Annotated in this window: 16 protein-coding genes; 11 read left to right on the forward strand and 5 right to left on the reverse strand. The window is 68.6% G+C overall.

Annotated elements, in window-relative coordinates:
- Positions 1 to 27: 27 nt before the first annotated feature.
- Genes ACOQPQ_RS12320 through ACOQPQ_RS12330 form a run of 3 tightly spaced genes read left to right on the forward strand, consistent with a single transcriptional unit; the run spans position 28 to position 3,160 of the window.
- On the forward strand, positions 28 to 1,314 hold the full coding sequence (locus ACOQPQ_RS12320) for a cytochrome P450 (RefSeq protein ID WP_420639723.1): 1,287 nt from the start codon (positions 28 to 30) through the stop codon (positions 1,312 to 1,314).
- On the forward strand, positions 1,311 to 1,511 hold the full coding sequence (locus tag ACOQPQ_RS12325; protein ID WP_420639724.1) for a ferredoxin: 201 nt from the start codon (positions 1,311 to 1,313) through the stop codon (positions 1,509 to 1,511). Before ACOQPQ_RS12320 ends, ACOQPQ_RS12325 begins: the two co-directional genes overlap by 4 nt.
- Positions 1,508 to 3,160 carry a flavin-containing monooxygenase gene (locus ACOQPQ_RS12330; RefSeq protein WP_420639725.1) on the forward strand — a complete coding sequence of 551 codons (1,653 nt, stop codon included), beginning with the start codon at positions 1,508 to 1,510 and terminating at the stop codon, positions 3,158 to 3,160. Before ACOQPQ_RS12325 ends, ACOQPQ_RS12330 begins: the two co-directional genes overlap by 4 nt.
- Before the next feature lie 24 nt (positions 3,161 to 3,184).
- Here ACOQPQ_RS12330 and ACOQPQ_RS12335 read toward each other — a convergent pair whose 3' ends face one another.
- On the reverse strand, positions 3,185 to 4,243 hold the full coding sequence (locus tag ACOQPQ_RS12335; protein ID WP_420639726.1) for a cyclase family protein: 1,059 nt from the start codon (positions 4,241 to 4,243) through the stop codon (positions 3,185 to 3,187).
- 160 nt (positions 4,244 to 4,403) lie between these two features.
- Here ACOQPQ_RS12335 and ACOQPQ_RS12340 point away from each other — a divergent pair, with 160 nt between their 5' ends.
- From ACOQPQ_RS12340 to ACOQPQ_RS12355, 4 genes are read left to right on the forward strand one after another with little or no spacing between them, the layout of a single operon-like run.
- A complete protein-coding gene (locus ACOQPQ_RS12340) occupies positions 4,404 to 5,552 on the forward strand; it encodes an acyl-CoA dehydrogenase family protein (RefSeq protein WP_420639727.1) in 1,149 nt (382 codons plus the stop codon).
- A gap of 4 nt (positions 5,553 to 5,556) precedes the next feature.
- On the forward strand, positions 5,557 to 6,324 hold the full coding sequence (locus ACOQPQ_RS12345; RefSeq protein ID WP_420639728.1) for an SDR family NAD(P)-dependent oxidoreductase: 768 nt from the start codon (positions 5,557 to 5,559) through the stop codon (positions 6,322 to 6,324).
- A gap of 22 nt (positions 6,325 to 6,346) precedes the next feature.
- Entirely contained in the window at positions 6,347 to 7,072 is a 726-nt protein-coding gene (locus tag ACOQPQ_RS12350; RefSeq protein WP_420639729.1) for an SDR family NAD(P)-dependent oxidoreductase, read from the forward strand.
- 41 nt (positions 7,073 to 7,113) lie between these two features.
- Entirely contained in the window at positions 7,114 to 8,652 is a 1,539-nt protein-coding gene (locus tag ACOQPQ_RS12355; protein ID WP_420639730.1) for an acyl-CoA synthetase, read from the forward strand.
- A 43-nt stretch (positions 8,653 to 8,695) separates the two neighbouring features.
- On the opposite strand, the gene ACOQPQ_RS12360 is transcribed toward ACOQPQ_RS12355, so the two are convergent.
- On the reverse strand, positions 8,696 to 9,622 hold the full coding sequence (locus ACOQPQ_RS12360; protein ID WP_420639731.1) for an SDR family NAD(P)-dependent oxidoreductase: 927 nt from the start codon (positions 9,620 to 9,622) through the stop codon (positions 8,696 to 8,698).
- 102 nt (positions 9,623 to 9,724) lie between these two features.
- Here ACOQPQ_RS12360 and ACOQPQ_RS12365 point away from each other — a divergent pair, with 102 nt between their 5' ends.
- The 3 genes from ACOQPQ_RS12365 to ACOQPQ_RS12375 are packed head-to-tail and all read left to right on the forward strand — an operon-like array spanning position 9,725 to position 12,287.
- On the forward strand, positions 9,725 to 11,065 hold the full coding sequence (locus ACOQPQ_RS12365; RefSeq protein ID WP_420639732.1) for an aromatic ring-hydroxylating oxygenase subunit alpha: 1,341 nt from the start codon (positions 9,725 to 9,727) through the stop codon (positions 11,063 to 11,065).
- Complete coding sequence (locus ACOQPQ_RS12370; RefSeq protein ID WP_420639733.1) at positions 11,062 to 11,460, forward strand: nuclear transport factor 2 family protein; 399 nt, start codon at positions 11,062 to 11,064, stop codon at positions 11,458 to 11,460. Before ACOQPQ_RS12365 ends, ACOQPQ_RS12370 begins: the two co-directional genes overlap by 4 nt.
- The gene (locus ACOQPQ_RS12375) at positions 11,460 to 12,287 is read left to right on the forward strand and encodes an LLM class flavin-dependent oxidoreductase (RefSeq protein ID WP_420639734.1); all 828 of its coding nucleotides are present in this window, start codon (positions 11,460 to 11,462) and stop codon (positions 12,285 to 12,287) included. The genes ACOQPQ_RS12370 and ACOQPQ_RS12375 overlap by 1 nt, the downstream gene beginning before the upstream one ends.
- On the opposite strand, the gene ACOQPQ_RS12380 is transcribed toward ACOQPQ_RS12375, so the two are convergent.
- Positions 12,265 to 13,341, reverse strand: a complete 1,077-nt coding sequence (locus ACOQPQ_RS12380) for a dihydrodipicolinate reductase (RefSeq protein ID WP_420639735.1) — start codon at positions 13,339 to 13,341, stop codon at positions 12,265 to 12,267. The genes ACOQPQ_RS12375 and ACOQPQ_RS12380 overlap by 23 nt on opposite strands.
- A 96-nt stretch (positions 13,342 to 13,437) precedes the next feature.
- On the opposite strand from ACOQPQ_RS12380, the gene ACOQPQ_RS12385 reads away from it, so the two are divergent.
- Positions 13,438 to 14,127 carry a TetR/AcrR family transcriptional regulator gene (locus ACOQPQ_RS12385; protein ID WP_420639736.1) on the forward strand — a complete coding sequence of 230 codons (690 nt, stop codon included), beginning with the start codon at positions 13,438 to 13,440 and terminating at the stop codon, positions 14,125 to 14,127.
- A 98-nt stretch (positions 14,128 to 14,225) separates the two neighbouring features.
- On the opposite strand, the gene ACOQPQ_RS12390 is transcribed toward ACOQPQ_RS12385, so the two are convergent.
- A complete protein-coding gene (locus tag ACOQPQ_RS12390) occupies positions 14,226 to 15,461 on the reverse strand; it encodes a metal-dependent hydrolase family protein (protein ID WP_420639737.1) in 1,236 nt (411 codons plus the stop codon).
- Positions 15,462 to 15,513: 52 nt separating this feature from the next.
- Entirely contained in the window at positions 15,514 to 16,230 is a 717-nt protein-coding gene (locus tag ACOQPQ_RS12395; protein ID WP_420639738.1) for an SDR family oxidoreductase, read from the reverse strand.
- Positions 16,231 to 16,315: the final 85 nt, after the last annotated feature.

The following is a 16,315-nucleotide window of genomic DNA, read 5'->3' on the forward strand; positions in this document are numbered from 1 at the left end:
AGAACGCCTTCCCCGAAAGGACCGACGATGGCCGACATCGACGCCAACTTCTTCACCGACCCGGACCTGGTCGTGGACCCGTACGGGTACTTCGACGACCTGCGCTCGGCCTGCCCCGTTCACCGGGAGCCGCACCACGGGGTGATGATGGTCACCGGGTACGACGAGGCCGTCGAGATCTACAACGACTCGGAGCTGTTCTCGGCGTGCAATTCGGTCTCGGGCCCGTTCCCCGGCATCTCGGCGCCCATGGAGGGCGACGACGTGAGCGCGGTCATCGAGGCCCATCGCGACGACCTGCCGATGGCCGATCAGATCATCACCTTCGATCCTCCGAAGCACACCGCTCATCGCTCGCTCCTCATGCGGCTGATCACCCCGAAGCGCCTCAAGGAGAACGAGGAGTACATGGTGCGCCTCGCCGACCGGCAGCTCGACACCTTCCTCGGTTCGGGGAAATGCGAGTTCATCAGCCAGTTCGCCCAGCCGTTCGCCTTGTTGGTGGTGGCCGACCTCATGGGCGTGCCCGACGAGGACCGGGAGCGGTTCCGCCGGGAGATGCTGCACCGGCCCGACGACCACAGCATCGGGGGCACCGACGAGGAGGCCATGGCCAAGAACCCGCTGGAGTTCCTCTACGAGCAGTTTTCCGCCTACGTCGAGGACCGGCGGGCCAACCCGGCCGACGACGTGATCACCGGCCTGGCCACCGCCACCTTCCCGGACGGTTCCACACCGGAGGTGCTGGACGTGGTCCGCATTGCCGCCAACGTGTTCGCCGCCGGCACCGAGACGACCGTGCGCTTGCTGTCGACCATGCTGCGCTACCTGGCCGAGGACCCCGATCTGCAGCGACGGGTGCGCGACGACCCATCGTTGATCCCCAACTTCGTGGAGGAGACGCTCCGCATCGAGAGCCCGGTCAAAGGCGACTTCCGACTGTCGAGACGGCCGAGCACCATCGGCGGCGTCGACATCGGGGCGGGCACGACGGTGATGGTCCTGAACTCGGCGGCCAATCGCGACCCCGGTCGCTTTCCCGACCCCCACACCCTCGACATCGAGCGGGACAACGCCCGCCATCACCTGGCCTTCGGGCGAGGCGCCCACACGTGTCCCGGGGCGCCCCTGGCCCGCTCGGAAGCCCGCATCAGCCTCGAGCGGATCCTCGACCGGACCATCGACATCCGCATCGACGAAGAAATCCACGGCCCTCCCGAAGCCCGGGCCTTCACGTACGTGCCCACCTTCATCCTGCGGGGCCTCACCCATCTCGGGCTGCGCTTCGAGCCGGTCGGGGCTCCGGCTCGATGAGGGTCACCGTCGACGACGATGTGTGCGGCGGGCACGGGGTCTGCGTGGCGTTGTGCCCTGCGGTGTTCGCCATCGATGACGCCGAGGGATTCGCCCACGTCCTGGTCGACGCCGTTGCCGACGAGGACCGCGGTGCGGTGCGCGAGGCCGAGATGAGGTGTCCGTCCCGGGCCATATCGGTTCAAGAGCACTCGTGAGCGACCTCGCCGAGCCTGACGCCCCACTTGACCCCCGGTCCCCCACGGACAGGCAGGAGACCACCGAACTCGACCTGCTCATCATCGGCGGTGGCGTGACCGGTATTCACCAGCTCTACCTGGCGGTGCAGGCCGGGTGGTCGGTTCGGCTGGTTGACGCCGGGGACGGGCCGGGCGGAACCTGGTTCTGGAATCGCTACCCGGGCGCCCGTTTCGATTCCGAGAGCTACAGCTACGGGTTCCTGTTCTCGCGCGAACTCTACGAGGAGTGGGAGTGGAGCGAGCACTACGCCGGGCAGCCCGAGACGGAACGCTACTTCAACCACGTGGTCGACCGATTCGACCTGCGGCGGCACATGCGATTCGGCGCCACGGTGGTGGGCGCACACTGGGACGGTGAAGCCGCTCGCTGGCACGTCGAGACCTCCGACGGGTCGGCCCACTGGGCGCGCCACGTGGTGGCCGCCACCGGGGTGCTGTCGGTGCCGTATTTTCCTGCCATCGAGGGCCGGGCGGACTTTGGCGGAGAGTCCCATCACACCGGCCGTTGGCCGGCCACCGGGGTGGATGTCACCGACAAGCGCGTGGCGGTCATCGGCACCGGTTCCAGCGGGGTGCAGGTGGTACCGGCCATGGTCGACGAGGTGGCCTCGCTGACCGTCTACCAGCGGTCCGCCAACTGGTGTACCCCGCTGAACAACTCGCCCGTCACCCCGGCCCAACAGGCGGAGTTGCGGGTGAACTTTCCCGAGCTGAAGGAGAAGTTGGACACCTCGCTTCACGGGTTCCTCCACGAAGCCCACGATCGGTCCACTTTTGACGACGACGCCGAAGCCCGGCGGGCGTTCTACGAGCGGATGTGGGCCAGTCCGGGCTTCACCAAACTCACCAGCAACTACCTCGACCTGACGCTCGACCCGGCCGCAAACGCCGAATGGTGTGCCTTCATCGCCGACAAGATCCGGGCCATCGTGTCGGATCCCGCCACCGCGGAGAAGCTCATCCCCACCGATCACGGCTACTCCGAGAAGCGGCCACCGTTCGTCACCGGCTACTACGAGGCGTTCAACAATCCCAAGGTGCGGCTGGTGAGCCTGGCCGAGACGCCGATCACGCGCATCACCGCCACCGGGGTGGAGACCACCGCCGGCCACGAGGAGTTCGACGTGATCGTGTGGGCCACCGGGTGGGACTTCGGCACCGGGGCCCTGCACCGCCTGGGCATCGTCGGTCCCGACGGACCGCTCACCGATCGGTGGGCCGACGGGCCCAGGACCTTCCTCGGCCTGATGACGCACGGGTTCCCCAATCTGTTCTTTCCCGGTGGGCCGCACGCCGCCGCGGGCAACAACCCGCGCTACAACGGCGACCAGGTCGAGTTCGTCCACGAGCTGCTGGAGCGCATGCGGGCGCGGGGCGAAGCCGTGGTCGCGGTCACCGCCGACGCCGAGGAGCGTTGGACCGACATGGTCGACCGGGGGGCCGAGCATTCCCCCTTCGGCGAGGGCAGCTACTACTTCGGGGCCAACATCCCCGGCAAGCCCCGGAAGTACCTCCTCAACTCGGGCGGACGCCCCAAGCTGTTCAAGGAGTTCGAGCGGGTGCGGGCCACCGACTACGCGGCTTTCGTGTTCGATCGCGCCGGCTGAGCCGAACTGCTCCGACCGGAGCCGTCAGACGGTGGCGATCGGGGTCACCGGCGATCCGACGATGCCGGGCAGGCGCAGCGGGGGCGCGGTGAGCAGGAATCTGCTGCGGCCGTGTTGTCGCAGCCAGGCGGCCAGCTCGGCCAGGTACCACATCTCGCCCAGCGGCACCCCGAGCTTGAACAAGCACAGGTGGTGGATGGGGAGGAAGGAGTGGCGGCTCGGGTCACGGTCCTTGCCGAGCAGGCCTTCCACCGCGTAGTTGTCGGCCACCAGCGCGCTGAGACCGGACTCGGCGATCCACTCGAGCAGGGCGTCGTCGTGGGCGTCGAGGTAGCCGGCGGTGGTGAAGATGGTGCGGGGATCGGGGTTCTTGTCCCACTCCAGGACTTGAGTGGCGAAGCCGGTGTGGAACAAGACCATGTCGCCGGGCTCGACGACCACCCCGTCGGCGTCCATGATCTCCCGCAGCATCGCCAAGTTGACCGGACGCCAGTCCAGGCCGAGGTGGTGGCGAAGGTCGATCAGCACCCCCCGGCCCTGGACGCCGTGGAAGGCCATGTGCTCGAGGCCGAGGTGGTGGGCGAAGCAGGCGTGGCCCGAGCCGTCGCCGCGGGCGTCGGTGCTGGGTCCGACCAGGTCGACCCCGGCACGGTAACCGTTGTAGTAGACGGCCTCGTCCACCCCGTCGCCGTCGACGTCGAACTCGGCCCCCACGTGGGCCAACGAGTCCCACTGGGTGGAGTACTGCAGCGACAGGGTGACGACGTCGTCGGCCCAGACGTCCACGTACTTCGGATCGCCGTAGTCGGCCATCTCGCTCATGTGTACGTTGTAGAAGGTGTCCCGGGTGCCGTCCATGTCCTCGGTGGGGGCGATCCTGGGAGGGTGGCGACGTTGGTTGAGCACCGTGCCGCCGGGGAAGTCGAGGGGCAGGCTCAGACAGAAACTGAGGCCTTCGACCACCTCGTTCACCCCCTCCAGCACCTTGGCCGGGGTGAGGAGGTTGATCCGGCCCAGCTCGTCGTCGTCGCCCCAGTCGCCCCAGGTGGAACCCTGGGGCCGGTTGGCCCATCGCTCGCTCATGTGGTGATCCCTTTCCCTGGGAAAGCCCAACAGGTTTCGACAATGGTCTCCCGTGAGCGGGCCACGGCCAACTCGCCGCCGTTGGCGCGTCGCCTGGATCGGCACCGGCTTTCGGTCGGGCCGAGCAGTGCGGGGCGACGAGAGAAATAGAATCGAGCCGATGGATTTTTCGCTCAGTTCCGATGAACAGGAGCTGGCGGATCTGTGCCGAGTGTTCGCCCAGCGGGAAATCGCCACCCGAGCACCCACTGCGTGGCACGAGGGTCGGTGTGACACCGGCCTGCTGCGCGAGATGGGATCGATGGGCCTGCTCGGCATGCTCGTGCCCCCCGAGTGGGGTGGCATCGGCATGACCACCGTCGGTTTCGTGGCCGCCATGGAGCAGATCGGCCTTGCCGATCAGTCCTGCGCGGCGGCGTGGCAAGCGCACGCCACCATCGGATCGCTGCCCTTGCTGATGTTCGGCTCCGACACCCAGCGCGACCGTTGGTTGCGCCCGCTGGCCGAAGGCACCGCGCTCGGGGCGTTCGGGCTCACCGAGCCGGATGCCGGCTCCGACGCCCGCGGCATCCGCACCCGGGCCGAGCCCCGCGACGGGGGTTGGCTGATCAACGGCCGCAAGACCTTCATCTCCAATGCCGGGACCGACATGTCGTTCGGCGTGACGCTCTTGGCCCGAACCGGAGACGGCGAGGAGGCTCGGCCCCGGTACGGGACATTCGTGGTCGAAAGGGATGCCCCGGGATTCACGATGGGGCCGAAGATGGCGGGCATCGGGTGGCGGGGGCTCGACACCCGGGAGTTGTACTTCGACGATGTGTGGGTGAGCGACGACCACCTGGTGGGTGACCCGGCCATGGGCCTCGGGCAGTTCCTCGGCACCCTGGAGGTGGGCCGGATTTCCATTGCCGCCCTCTCGCTCAGCCTCACCCAGGCGGTGCTCGATCTGGCCCTGGACCACGCCGGCAGCCGGGTGCAGTTCGGCCGGCCGATCGCCCAGCATCAGGCCATTGCCTTCAAGCTGGCCGACATCGCCACGGAACTGGAGGCGGCCCGATGGCTCACTTATCGGGCCGCCTACCTCAGGGATGCGGGTCGGCCCTTCATGAAGGAAGCGGCGATGGCCAAGCTCCAGGCCAGTCGGGTGGCCGTTCGTGCGGCGTCGGAGGCGGTGCAGATTCACGGTGGCTCGGGATACATGCTCGACAGCGATGTCGCCCGGTTCTACTGCGACGCCAAGGTGCTGGAGATCGGTGAGGGTACCAACGAGATCCAGCACATGGTGATCGCCCGGGCGCTGGGCTGCTGAGCCGATGGTCGTCTCCGATCACCGATCCGAAGGGGCGAACCTCTCCGGACGCCGGGTCGTCCTCACCGGTGCCAGTCGTGGTCTGGGTGAAGCGCTCGCCCACGCCTTCAGTCGGGCCGGCGCCCAGGTCGCCCTCGTCGCCCGGTCGGCGCCCGACCTTGAGCGGGTGAGCGCCGCGTTGCCCGGCGACGCGCTCGCACTGGCGGGCGATGTCACCGATGCCGACTTCAACCACCGAGTGGCGGGCGAGGTGGTGGCGGCCTGGGGTGGGCTCGACGTCTGGATCGCCAACGCGGGGGTGGCGCCGACCGTCGGGGGGCCGCTGGAGACCACCCCCGAGCAGTGGCGGCAGGTGCTCGACGTCAATCTCACCGGTGCCTTTCTCGGGGCCCGGGCTGCTGCCGCTCACCTTGGGCCCGGTGGGCGATTGATCTTCACGGGGTCGGTGCTTGGCGAGCGGCCCCGCGCCGGGCTGGCCGCCTATTCGGCCTCGAAGGCGGGCATGGTCGCCACGGCCAAGGCGCTGGCCCTGGATCTGGCCGCTGCCGGGGTCACGGTCAATGTCGTGGCGCCCGGGTGGTTCGACACCCCGCTCACGGAGGGTTGGATGCGCAATCCGGCGCTGTCCGAGCGCATCACCGGTCACACCGCCCTTAGGCGTTGGGGGGACCCCGCCGAGTTGACCGGCGCCTACCTCTTCTTGGCGTCGGAGGCGTCGTCGTTCGTGACCGGTTCGGTCCTCACCGTCGATGGGGGGTATCTCCTTGTCTGAAACGTCCGACCATGGGACCCGCGTGGTAGTCATCACCGGCGCCGGTGGCGCCCTCGGCACGGCCATCGCCACCCGGTTCGCCGCCCATCCCGGCATCGCCCTCGTGCTGAGCGACGTCAGCCCCTCCGGCCTTGACGCCACGGTCGCCGCCGTCGGGGGTGGAGGTTCGGTGGACTCGGTGCTCGCCGACGTGAGCGACGCCGCTGCCGTGCAGTCCGTCGTCGACCATGCCGTCGGTCGCTTCGGTCGACTCGACGCCTACATCGGAAACGCCGGGGTGCTGGCCCCCAACGGCCGGATTCACAACCAGACCGAAGCCGACTGGCACCGGTCGTTCGCGGTCAACGTGATGGGGGCGGCCAACGGGATTGCGGCCGCCGTCGGGCCGATGCGGCGGCAGGGGTTCGGCTCGATCGTGCTCACCGCGTCGGTGGCGGGCATGACCGCATGGAGCCACAGCGCGCCCTACTGTGCCACCAAGGCCGCGGTCATCCAGCTCGTGAAGGTCGCGGCGGTGGAATACGCCCGCGACGGGATTCGGGTCAACTGTGTGTGCCCGGGGACGTTTCGATCCGCCATTCACGACGACCTTCCCGACGGCGCGCTCGATCCCATTGCCTCCCGCCACCCCCTGGGGCTCGGCCAGGCTGTGGACGTGGCCGGGGCCTACGAATACCTGGCGGGCGAGGCCGCCGGGTGGACCACGGGAACCGCCTTGGTGGTGGACGGCGGTTACGCCGCGCCGTGATGGCTCGCTCCCGGCCTGCCCAGGTGCCCGAGCATGGCCCGATGACCCCGGACGTGAATTTCTGCGCCGTCCTCGAGCATCATGCTCACCGTTCCCCCGACGCCCTGCTGGCGTCGATGGGTGCCGAGACGATCACGTACGGGGAGATGCTCGATCGGTCGGCCCGGCTCGCGGCAGGCTTGCGGAACCGCGGTGTCGAAGACGGCTCGGTGGTCGGCCTGCTGGCCTACAACAGCATCGAGTTCCTCGAGGTGATGTTCGCGGTGAATCACGTCGGTGCCGCCCTCATGCCGATCAACTGGCGGCTGGCGGCCCCCGAGGTCGCTTACATCCTCGGCCACAGCGAGGCGGTGGCGGTGGTGGCCGACGCCGGGCTGGTCGGGGTGGCCGACGCCGCGATCGCCGTGCTCGACTCGGCCCCCGAGCGGTGGTCGATAGGCACGGTGGAAAACGGGAACTGGACCGCTTTGGACGACGTCCGCGGCACCCAGGCCATCGGACGGGAGGCCGCGGGTGCCGATGACCTGCACCGCCTGATGTACACGTCGGGCACCACCGGACGGCCCAAGGGCGTGATGATCACTCACGCCAACCTGGCGTGGAAGAACCTGGCCCACCTCGTGGAGTTCGCCTTCACCTCGACCGACATCGGCCTGGCTTGCGGGCCGCTCTACCACGTCGGCGCCCTCGACCTGACCACCACCACCCTGGTTGCCGCCGGCGCCTCCACGGTGGTGCATCGAACTTTCGACGCGACCGCGGTGGTCGACGAGATCGAGCGGTCAGGGGTCACGGTGGTGTGGCTGGCGCCCGCCATGGTCAACGCAATCCTGGACCTGGACGGCATTGAAGAGCGCGATCTGTCGTCGATCCGACTGGTGATCGGCGGTGGCGAGAAGATGCCGATCCCCCTCATCGAGCGATTGCGGCGGGTGTTCCCCAATGCCTGGTTCGCTGATGCCTACGGCCTGACCGAGACGGTCTCGGGCGACACGTTTCTCGACCGCGACAGCACCATCACCAAACTCGGCAGTTGCGGGCGCGCCTGCCTCTACCTCGAGATTCAGATCTGGGACGAGGCCTGCTCGTCAGTGCCCGCCGGCGTTGCCGGGGAGGTGGTGCTGCGCGGACCGAAGGTGTTTCCCGGGTACTGGCGTGACCCGGAGGCCACCGACCGGGCCTTTGCCGGGGGATGGTTCCACACCGGCGACGTGGGCGTGCTCGATGAGGACGGCTACCTGTTCATCGTCGACCGACTGAAGGACATGATCGTCTCGGGGGGCGAGAACATCGCAAGCTCGGAGGTGGAGCGGGTGCTCTACGAGCATCCTGCCGTGCTCGAGGCCGCGGTGGTCGGTCGCCCCGACGACCGATGGGGAGAGGTGCCGGTGGCCTACGTCGTGCGTCGCTCCGGCACCGGGGTGTCCGGTGATGAGCTGATCGAGTGGTGCCGGGGTCGACTGGCCAAGTTCAAGGTCCCCGTGGCCGTCCACTTTCCCGACGCCTTGCCCCGAAACCCGTCGGGCAAGGTGCTCAAGCGAGAACTCCGAACGGCGAAGGAGACGAAGGGAACGTCGTGAGCGGCCGGCCGGTGCCCATGTACCGGCTCCGGCAACCGAAGCGTCACTCGAGCTCCTCGACATGGTCCAGGAATTGGGCCGACCAGGCACCGAGATCGGCGGGCACGGTGTAGTTCGCCTCGGAGGTGATCACATCCCAATGATCGAGGAGGTCGTCCAGCGAAGGGGGTGCGCCGCCCGTGAGCCATCCCGGAGTCGAGGCGAAGAACAGTCGGGAGAACCGCCCGCCGCCCGCCACCAGGATCTCGCCGGAAACCGGGCAGTCCTCGTGGGCGAGCAGGGCAGCCATCGGGGCGGCGAGGGCCGGATCCAAGGGGTGGTTGGTGGCGGCGTCGTTCGGGAGGGCGGCGCCGGGGCCGGCCATTCGGGTCATGGCCGCCGGAGCCAGCACGTTGACCCGGATGCCGTGGCGGCGTCCGGCCACGGCCAGGCTGCGACTGAGGCCGACCACACCGCCCTTGGCTGCGGCGTAGGCCAGGTTGGTGGCCAGCCCGAGCATCCCCGTGGACGCGGTGTTGACCACCCGGCCGTAGCCGCGTTCCACGAAGTGCGGCCAGGCCGCCCGAGTGGTGTTGAAGGCGCCGCTCAGGTGTACGGCCACATGGTCGTCGAGGTCGGCGGGATCGGTCTTGTCGGGACCTCCCCAACGCATGATCCCGGCGTTGTTGATCACGGCGTCCAACCGACCCCCCACCTCGATGGCGGTGTGGATCATGGCTGCGGCCCCGTCCGGGTCCGCCACGTCGCTGGCGTCGGCCACCGCGCTGCCGCCCGCGGTGGTGATGGCCTCCACCACCCGGGCGGCCGGGGCCCCGTCGGCCCCGTGGCCGCCGACGCCAGTGCCTCGGTCGTTGACCACCACCGTGGCCCCCAACTCGGCCAGGAGCAGAGCGTAGGCCCGTCCGAGGCCGCGTCCTGCTCCGGTGACCACCACCGTCCGTCCCCTGAAATGGCGTGCCCGATCGCTCATCGGCATCCATGATGCCCTGCCCTCTGGTGGGTCCGTCAATTCCCTTCTCGCAGGCCGGGAGTCCCATTCTCCCTGCCAAACCCGGCGGGCTATGGTGACGAGATGACCTCCGCAGCGCACGTTCCGTTCGCCGTGGAGGTGCCTGATCAATTGCGTCCCGAGCGGTACTACGACGCGGAGTTCTTCGCTCTTGAGGCCGAGCGGCTGTGGCCGCGGGTGTGGCAGATGGCCTGCCGACTCGAGGAGATTCCCGAAGAGAACGACTTCGCCGTGTACGACATCCTCGACCAGTCGGTCGTGGTGGTACGCCGAGCCGATGGCGGGGTGGCCGCCTTTCACAACACCTGTCGCCACCGGGGCGTCCGGGTGGCCGAGGGATCCGGAAACTGCCCGGGGCGTTTCGTCTGCCCGTTCCACGGATGGTCCTACGGTCCCGACGGGCGCAACCTGGGGATCCCTCGCCGCCGGGCCTTTTCCGATCACAACGTGACCGACGGCATCGACCTCGTCCCGGTGCAGGCCGATACCTGGGGGGGTTGCGCGTGGATCAACCTCGATCCCGAAGCACCGGGGTTGCGGGCGTCATTGGAGCCTGTCGCCACGATTCTGGATGCTTGGGAAGTGGAGGCGATGCGGGCCGAGTGGTGGTACGCCTGTCGGCTGCCGGTCAACTGGAAGCTGGCCGAGGAAGCCTTCGTCGAGCAGTACCACGTGCTCCAGACCCATCCCCAACTCGGCATTCCCGAACGGTTTCCCGCCCGTGACGGCTCCCTTGCGCCGGAGGTGTTCCTCGCCGGCGAGCTTCGCTACCTGCGGGCCATGAGCACCGGCATGGCGGGTATGGTACACGCCGACGACGTTGCCATCGCCGAACGACTGGGCGAGCGCATCCAACTCAGCGGGGACGCCGACGAGGTCATGAGCACCTGGCACCGGACCTTCAACGACGAGGTCGTTCATGCCCATCGTGCCCGCGGCGCGCGCATGCCGGATCTCAACCAACTCGAAGCCGAGGGTCGCAACGAGCCCATGGGGTACGCCTTTCCCCACTTCTTCGTGTTGCCCATGTACAGCAGCGCGTCGTCCTATCGCTTTCGGCCGCTCGGGCCGGAGGAGACGCTCATGGAGATCTGGTCGCTCACCCGAAGGCACGACGACGACGATTACGACCCCCCGGAGCGGCCCGAGATTTGGCCACACGACGACCCCCGGTTCCCCCCGATCCCCCGCCAGGACTTCTCCAACCTGCCGCGCCAGCAGTTGGGGCTCCACGCTCGGGCGTTCGACGTGCTGCGCTTGTCGGAGCAGATGGAAGGGCACATCTCCAACTTCCACCGGGTGATCGACCGCTACCTGGCCGGTGACCCACACCGGGCCTTGCTCCCCAAGCTGGCCAAGGTCAATGTGAACCCGCTGGAGATGTCGATAAAGGAGCTGCCATGAGCGTCGATGCTGCTACTGCCGAGGGCGTGCGGTCCACGATCGCCCGCTACGCCCAAGCCCTCGACGACGGGCGCACCGACGACCTGGTGGCGACGTTCTGCCCGGACGGTGTGTGCGAGCTGCCCGGCTTCGGAACGTTCACCGGCCACGCCGAGATCGCCGAGGCGTTCGCCCGGTGGCGCCCCGTCAAGCCGCAGCGGCACCTGGTCGCCAACACCGCGTTGGCAGCCCGTTCCGTCGACGAAGTGGATGCGGTGAGCGACCTGGTGTTCACGGTCCTCGACAAGGGCGCCTGGTCGATCGTGATGGTGGGCCGGTACCACGACACCTTCCGCCGGGTCGGCGACCAATGGCTGATCGCCCGCCGAGCGACCCGATTCGAAGGAGACTCGTGATGAGATTCGGTTTGGACGTGGCCCAGCAGCGGGTGAGCTGGGACGAGCTGGTGAGTCGCGTGCGGTTCGCTGAGGAGCTCGGCTTTGACGGCGCCTGGGGCTTCGACCACTTTCGCCCGATGTACGGCGAAGGTCCGGGCGAGACGTTCGAGGGGATGACGACCCTGGCCGCCCTGTCCGGCCTCACTTCCCGAATCAGGCTCGGCCTGCTCGTGGCCGGGGTCACCTACCGCCATCCGTCGCTCTACGCCACCCAGGCCATGACCATCGACCATGCCTCCGGTGGGCGACTGGAGCTGTCCTTCGGGGCGGCCTGGTTCCAGGAAGAACACGACGAGCTGGGATTCCCGTTCCCGGCGACCGGCAACCGATTCGACCTGCTGGAGGACACCCTCGAAATCGTCACCCGTCTGGCCACCGGCGAGGTCGTCACCTACGAAGGCAAGTCGGTCTCGCTGCGAGATGCCCAGGTCCTGCCCTGCCCCGTCCAGCGGCCCCACCCCCCGATCTGGATCGGCGGATCCGGCCCCCGGCGGACGCTGCCTCTGGTGGCGAGATTCGCCGACGTCTGGCACGCCTGGGGTTCCCCTTCCTCGCTCGTCGAGGCCAATGAGCTCGTCGACCGTCTGGCCACCGATGCCGGGCGCGACCCCGCGGCCATCACGCGGGCGAGTTCACTCTCGTTGGACGACCTCGACACCGCAAGCAAGCACGCCGCCAAGTGGCACGACGCCGGCTATGGCTACCTGGTCTGCGGATGGCCGGCCGAGGGTCGAGCGCAGATCGAGCGTTTCGCCACCCAGGTCATGCCCGCGTACGCGGCGTAGGCGGGGTCACCACCACACCACGGGCCACCAGCGGCGGCAGATCGGTGGATGGGCGAATACCCGGCGGGGCCGCGCACACGGGGGCCACGGCGTTGACCGCCCGGTTGGCGGTGTAGCTGGGAGTGGTCGCAGCCATCTCGTCGAGTGTGACGGGGAACGGCATGGCCACGTCGAGGGGGGCATCGCCGTCCACCACGACCCGCCAGCCTGTCGCTCCCAGGTGCCAGTCGGCCTCGATGTCGGTGGTGCAGTACCAGGTGGCCGTGAACTGAAGGAACGGTTGCCCGGAGCGCAGGCCGGTCACGGAGATCCGCTGCGCGCCGACCGTGCCGGCCGCTATGGGGCCGGCGGCGATCTCGACGTCACGCCGCGCAACCGCCATCGCCCCTCCCGCTTCCAGGCCATCGAGGGGGGTGCCCAGTGCGTCGGCCACCACACAAAGCGACGGGCCGAAGCTCGTGCGCCCGTGCTCGAGCCGTTCCGGGCCGATGGCCGTGGGTGGTCGTCCGAACCCCATCACCTCGAAGAGCAACTCGGGAGAGTTCCGCGGCGAAAGATCGGCGTACTCCTCGATCCGGATGCCACCCAGCCGCCGCTGGATCGAGCTGAAGACGAGGGGAACGGCCTCGGTGATGAATCCCGGACTCACCCCGGTGCTGTGGATCGACGTACCGCCCTGCGAGCACGCTGCCTCGACGGGCGTGCGCAACTCTGGGTCCATCGTCGGCGGGTGGTGGAACTCGCCTCTCGTGGTGACGACGTTGGCACCGGACGCGAGAATCCGGCAGAGGACGTCCGCGTCGAGGGCGCGGGGCATGTAGAGGACGCAATCGGCACCGAGTGCGAGCACGGCGTCGACGGAGTTGGTGGCCACCGGGCCGCACGGCTCGACACCGGCCAGCTCTCCGGCATCCACCCCCACCTTGGCCTGGTCGTGTACCCACACCCCCACCAGCTCGAGGTGGGGATGCTCCATGATCCCCCGCAAGGAGCGTGCGCCGATATTGCCCGTCGCCCACTGCACGACGCGCAGTGGTGCCGTGTCGGGGGCCATGAGCACCGAGGCTAGCGAGGCCTGCTCCAGGATCGGAAATGTCCCTCGCGGTCGAGGACAGCGAGGTTTTCCCTGCCTCCGCTAGCCTGGTCGGCCATGGCGAGAGCAGCAACCGTCGGCAACGACGCCGTCAATGGGGGTGCGGAGTTCGCCTGGCGGAACCGGGCCATCGAGCGGTCCACCAAGGCGGCGCGGGAGCGGGCGGCCGAACGAGTGCAGCAGTTCCTGGACGCCGCCCGGGGCATCATCGCCGACAGCGGGTCGACGGAGTTCACCGTGCAGCAGGTGGCCGACCGGTCCCAACAGTCGCTGCGGAGCTTCTACCAGTACTTCGACGGAAAGCACGAGCTGCTCCTCACCCTGTTCGAGGAAGAAATGGCCACCGCGGTGGATCACCTCGTCGAGGTCTCGGCGCAGGGTGATCCTTTGGATCAGCTCGAGCGGGTCGTGCGCGAGCTGTATGAGTTGTGCGCGCCCGGCCGAGTTTCGGAGCAGCCGTTGTTCAGCGACTTCGCCCTGCGACTGCTCATCGACCACCCCGAGGAAGTGGCGGCGGCCTACGTACCGCTCATGCGATACCTGACCGAACTGGCCGAATCAGCGGCGGACGCAGGCCTGCTTCGACCCGGGAGCCCCCGTCGGATGGCGGCGATCGTGATGCAGACGGCGACCTTCGTGGCCGGTCGCCAAGCAGGCAATCGCCGGCCGATCACCGGCGACGAGGTATGGGAGTTCTGCCTCCACGCCATTTGCCCGGATCACGTCGCCGACAAGCGGACAAGCTGATCCACCGAGTTGGCTTCGCCACCCCTGTGGATTCGGTGGCACCGGGAGTTCAGACCAAGGCGCCTTCTCGCGGTGCTCCCACCAAGGCGCGCCGGCACCTATTGCTTGTAGACCTTGCCGTCTTTCATCACGAAACCGACCCGCTGGGTGGCGGTGATGTCGGCGAGCGGGTCGCCCCGTACTCCGATCACGTCGGCCAGCATTCCGGGGGCCACGCGGCCCAGGTCGGGTTGATCGATCAACTCGGCGCTCACGGTGGTCGCGGCTCGGATCGCCTGCAGTGGGGTGGCGCCCCGCTGCACCAGGACGACGAGTTCCTCGGCGTTTCGACCGTGGAAGATCGCCGGGGCGTCGCTGCCGGTGGCGATTTTCACACCCGCGTCGATGCACTTCGACAGCGACTCCTTGGCCTTCGGGAATACGTCGGCCACCCGCTCGCGGATGTGTTCGGGATGCGCCGACACGTCCCAGTTCTCCGTCAGGGCATTGGTGGAGACGAGGAACGTGTCGGTGTCCACCAGCCGCTGGATGGTGTCCTCGGTGATCATGAAGCCGTGTTCGATGCAGTCGATACCGGCATCGAGGGCTGCGTTCACGGCCACGTCGCCGTGACTGTGGGCGGCGACCTTCAGGCCGCGGCGGTGGGCCTCGTCGGCAATGGCGTGCAGCTCCTCGTCGGAGTACTGCTGGGCCCCCGAGGGGCCGGAGTAGGTCACCACGCCCCCCGACGCGCAACACTTGATGAGGTCCACGCCGTGGCGGATTTGGTAGCGGACGGCGGAGCGAACCGCGTCCACCCCGTCGGCGATGCCCTCTTCCACCGTCATCGGCATCACCCCGGGGGCCAGGTTGCTCTGCGCCGCAGGGTCGAGATGACCACCGGTGGGGCAGATCGCATGACCCGCCGCGAAGACCCGCGGGCCGTCGATCCAACCCGCCGCGATGGCGTCACGCAGAGCGACGTCGAGGACGTAGCCACCGGTCTTCACGAACAGCCCGAGGTTGCGAACGGTGGTGAACCCGGCGCGCATCGTACGCATGCCGTTGGCTACCGCCCGCAACGTCATCTTGACGGGATCCACTTGGACAGGGTCGGTCAGCCGGGCGCCGGGGCCACCCAAGACCAGGTCGACCTCCATGTCCATGAGGCCGGGCATCAAGGTCAGTTCGGGCAGGGAGACCACGTCGTCGGCGTTCTTGTCCACGGTGGCGTCCGTGGTGACCTCCAGTATGCGGTTGCCCTCGACGACAACCCGGGCGTCGTCGATCACCTCTCCGATGTCGACGTCGAGCACCCCCTTGCCGTGGAGGACGGTGACGGTCGGATCGGCCATGGGTTCTCCCCCCCGGAGGTGTCGCAGTTCTCGGAATATACCCTCGTCACCCCTAGCCACCCCGTACCGCGGCGACCACGCCGCCGTCCACGAGGATGTCGGTCCCGGTGATGAACGAGGCGCCCGCCGAGCACAAGAAGGCGATGACCGAGGCCACCTCCTCAGGTTGTCCCGGGCGACCGAACGCTCCCATCCCCACGAGGTCGGCGGCGCCCGTCCCGCCCTCCATCTCGGCCCGTCCCATAGGGGTTTCGATCACGCCGGGCGACACCGACACACACCGCCCCCCTCTCGGCCCCCACACTGCGGCGGTCCGGCGCACGAGCTGCTGAACCCCGGCCTTGGCCATGGCATAGGCCATGCCCGGATCGTCGCTCGCGCCGATGACGGCGTCGCCCAGCGGATCGGAGAGGAGCGCGAGCGTGTCCTCGTCGAGGTACGGCGCCGCCAGATGGGCGGCCATCGAGGAAACGCACACCGCTACCGATCCGGGGCGAACCCGGGGCTCGAACGCATGGAGCACGCGAGCCACTCCCCGCAGATCGACCTCAAGGATACGGGGGGCATCGGCCTGCACGGGGGAGACGCCGGCGGTGACCACCAGGGCGTCGAGCGTGTCCACGCGGGCGGCCAGCGCCGCCACCGAGGCCTGATCCGTGATGTCGCACACGGTGTCGCCGCCCCGCAGGTCGGCCACCAGGGTGGGACCATCGAGCAGCGGGACGGTGGCCGCTCCGATGCCGGATGCGCCCCCGATGACGACGTTCATCGGTCGGACATGACTCCTCCTCCTGCCCGCTGTACCGCCGGCGGGAATGGTGTTCTCGATTTCGGAAAGGATGCTATCGTTTCGG

Source organism: Candidatus Poriferisocius sp. (genome assembly GCF_965219775.1).
Classification (GTDB): domain Bacteria; phylum Actinomycetota; class Acidimicrobiia; order Acidimicrobiales; family Bin134; genus Poriferisocius.

Coding starts and splice junctions, on each gene's coding strand:
- ACOQPQ_RS12345 (WP_420639728.1), top strand. CDS start 5,557: ATGGTCGTCTCCGATCACCGATCCGAAGGGGCGAACCTCTCCGGACGC.
- ACOQPQ_RS12335 (WP_420639726.1), bottom strand. CDS start 4,243: ATGAGCGAGCGATGGGCCAACCGGCCCCAGGGTTCCACCTGGGGCGAC.
- ACOQPQ_RS12325 (WP_420639724.1), top strand. CDS start 1,311: ATGAGGGTCACCGTCGACGACGATGTGTGCGGCGGGCACGGGGTCTGC.
- ACOQPQ_RS12360 (WP_420639731.1), bottom strand. CDS start 9,622: ATGAGCGATCGGGCACGCCATTTCAGGGGACGGACGGTGGTGGTCACC.
- ACOQPQ_RS12355 (WP_420639730.1), top strand. CDS start 7,114: ATGACCCCGGACGTGAATTTCTGCGCCGTCCTCGAGCATCATGCTCAC.
- ACOQPQ_RS12380 (WP_420639735.1), bottom strand. CDS start 13,341: ATGGCCCCCGACACGGCACCACTGCGCGTCGTGCAGTGGGCGACGGGC.
- ACOQPQ_RS12370 (WP_420639733.1), top strand. CDS start 11,062: ATGAGCGTCGATGCTGCTACTGCCGAGGGCGTGCGGTCCACGATCGCC.
- ACOQPQ_RS12365 (WP_420639732.1), top strand. CDS start 9,725: ATGACCTCCGCAGCGCACGTTCCGTTCGCCGTGGAGGTGCCTGATCAA.
- ACOQPQ_RS12385 (WP_420639736.1), top strand. CDS start 13,438: ATGGCGAGAGCAGCAACCGTCGGCAACGACGCCGTCAATGGGGGTGCG.
- ACOQPQ_RS12395 (WP_420639738.1), bottom strand. CDS start 16,230: ATGAACGTCGTCATCGGGGGCGCATCCGGCATCGGAGCGGCCACCGTC.
- ACOQPQ_RS12375 (WP_420639734.1), top strand. CDS start 11,460: ATGAGATTCGGTTTGGACGTGGCCCAGCAGCGGGTGAGCTGGGACGAG.
- ACOQPQ_RS12390 (WP_420639737.1), bottom strand. CDS start 15,461: ATGGCCGATCCGACCGTCACCGTCCTCCACGGCAAGGGGGTGCTCGAC.
- ACOQPQ_RS12320 (WP_420639723.1), top strand. CDS start 28: ATGGCCGACATCGACGCCAACTTCTTCACCGACCCGGACCTGGTCGTG.
- ACOQPQ_RS12340 (WP_420639727.1), top strand. CDS start 4,404: ATGGATTTTTCGCTCAGTTCCGATGAACAGGAGCTGGCGGATCTGTGC.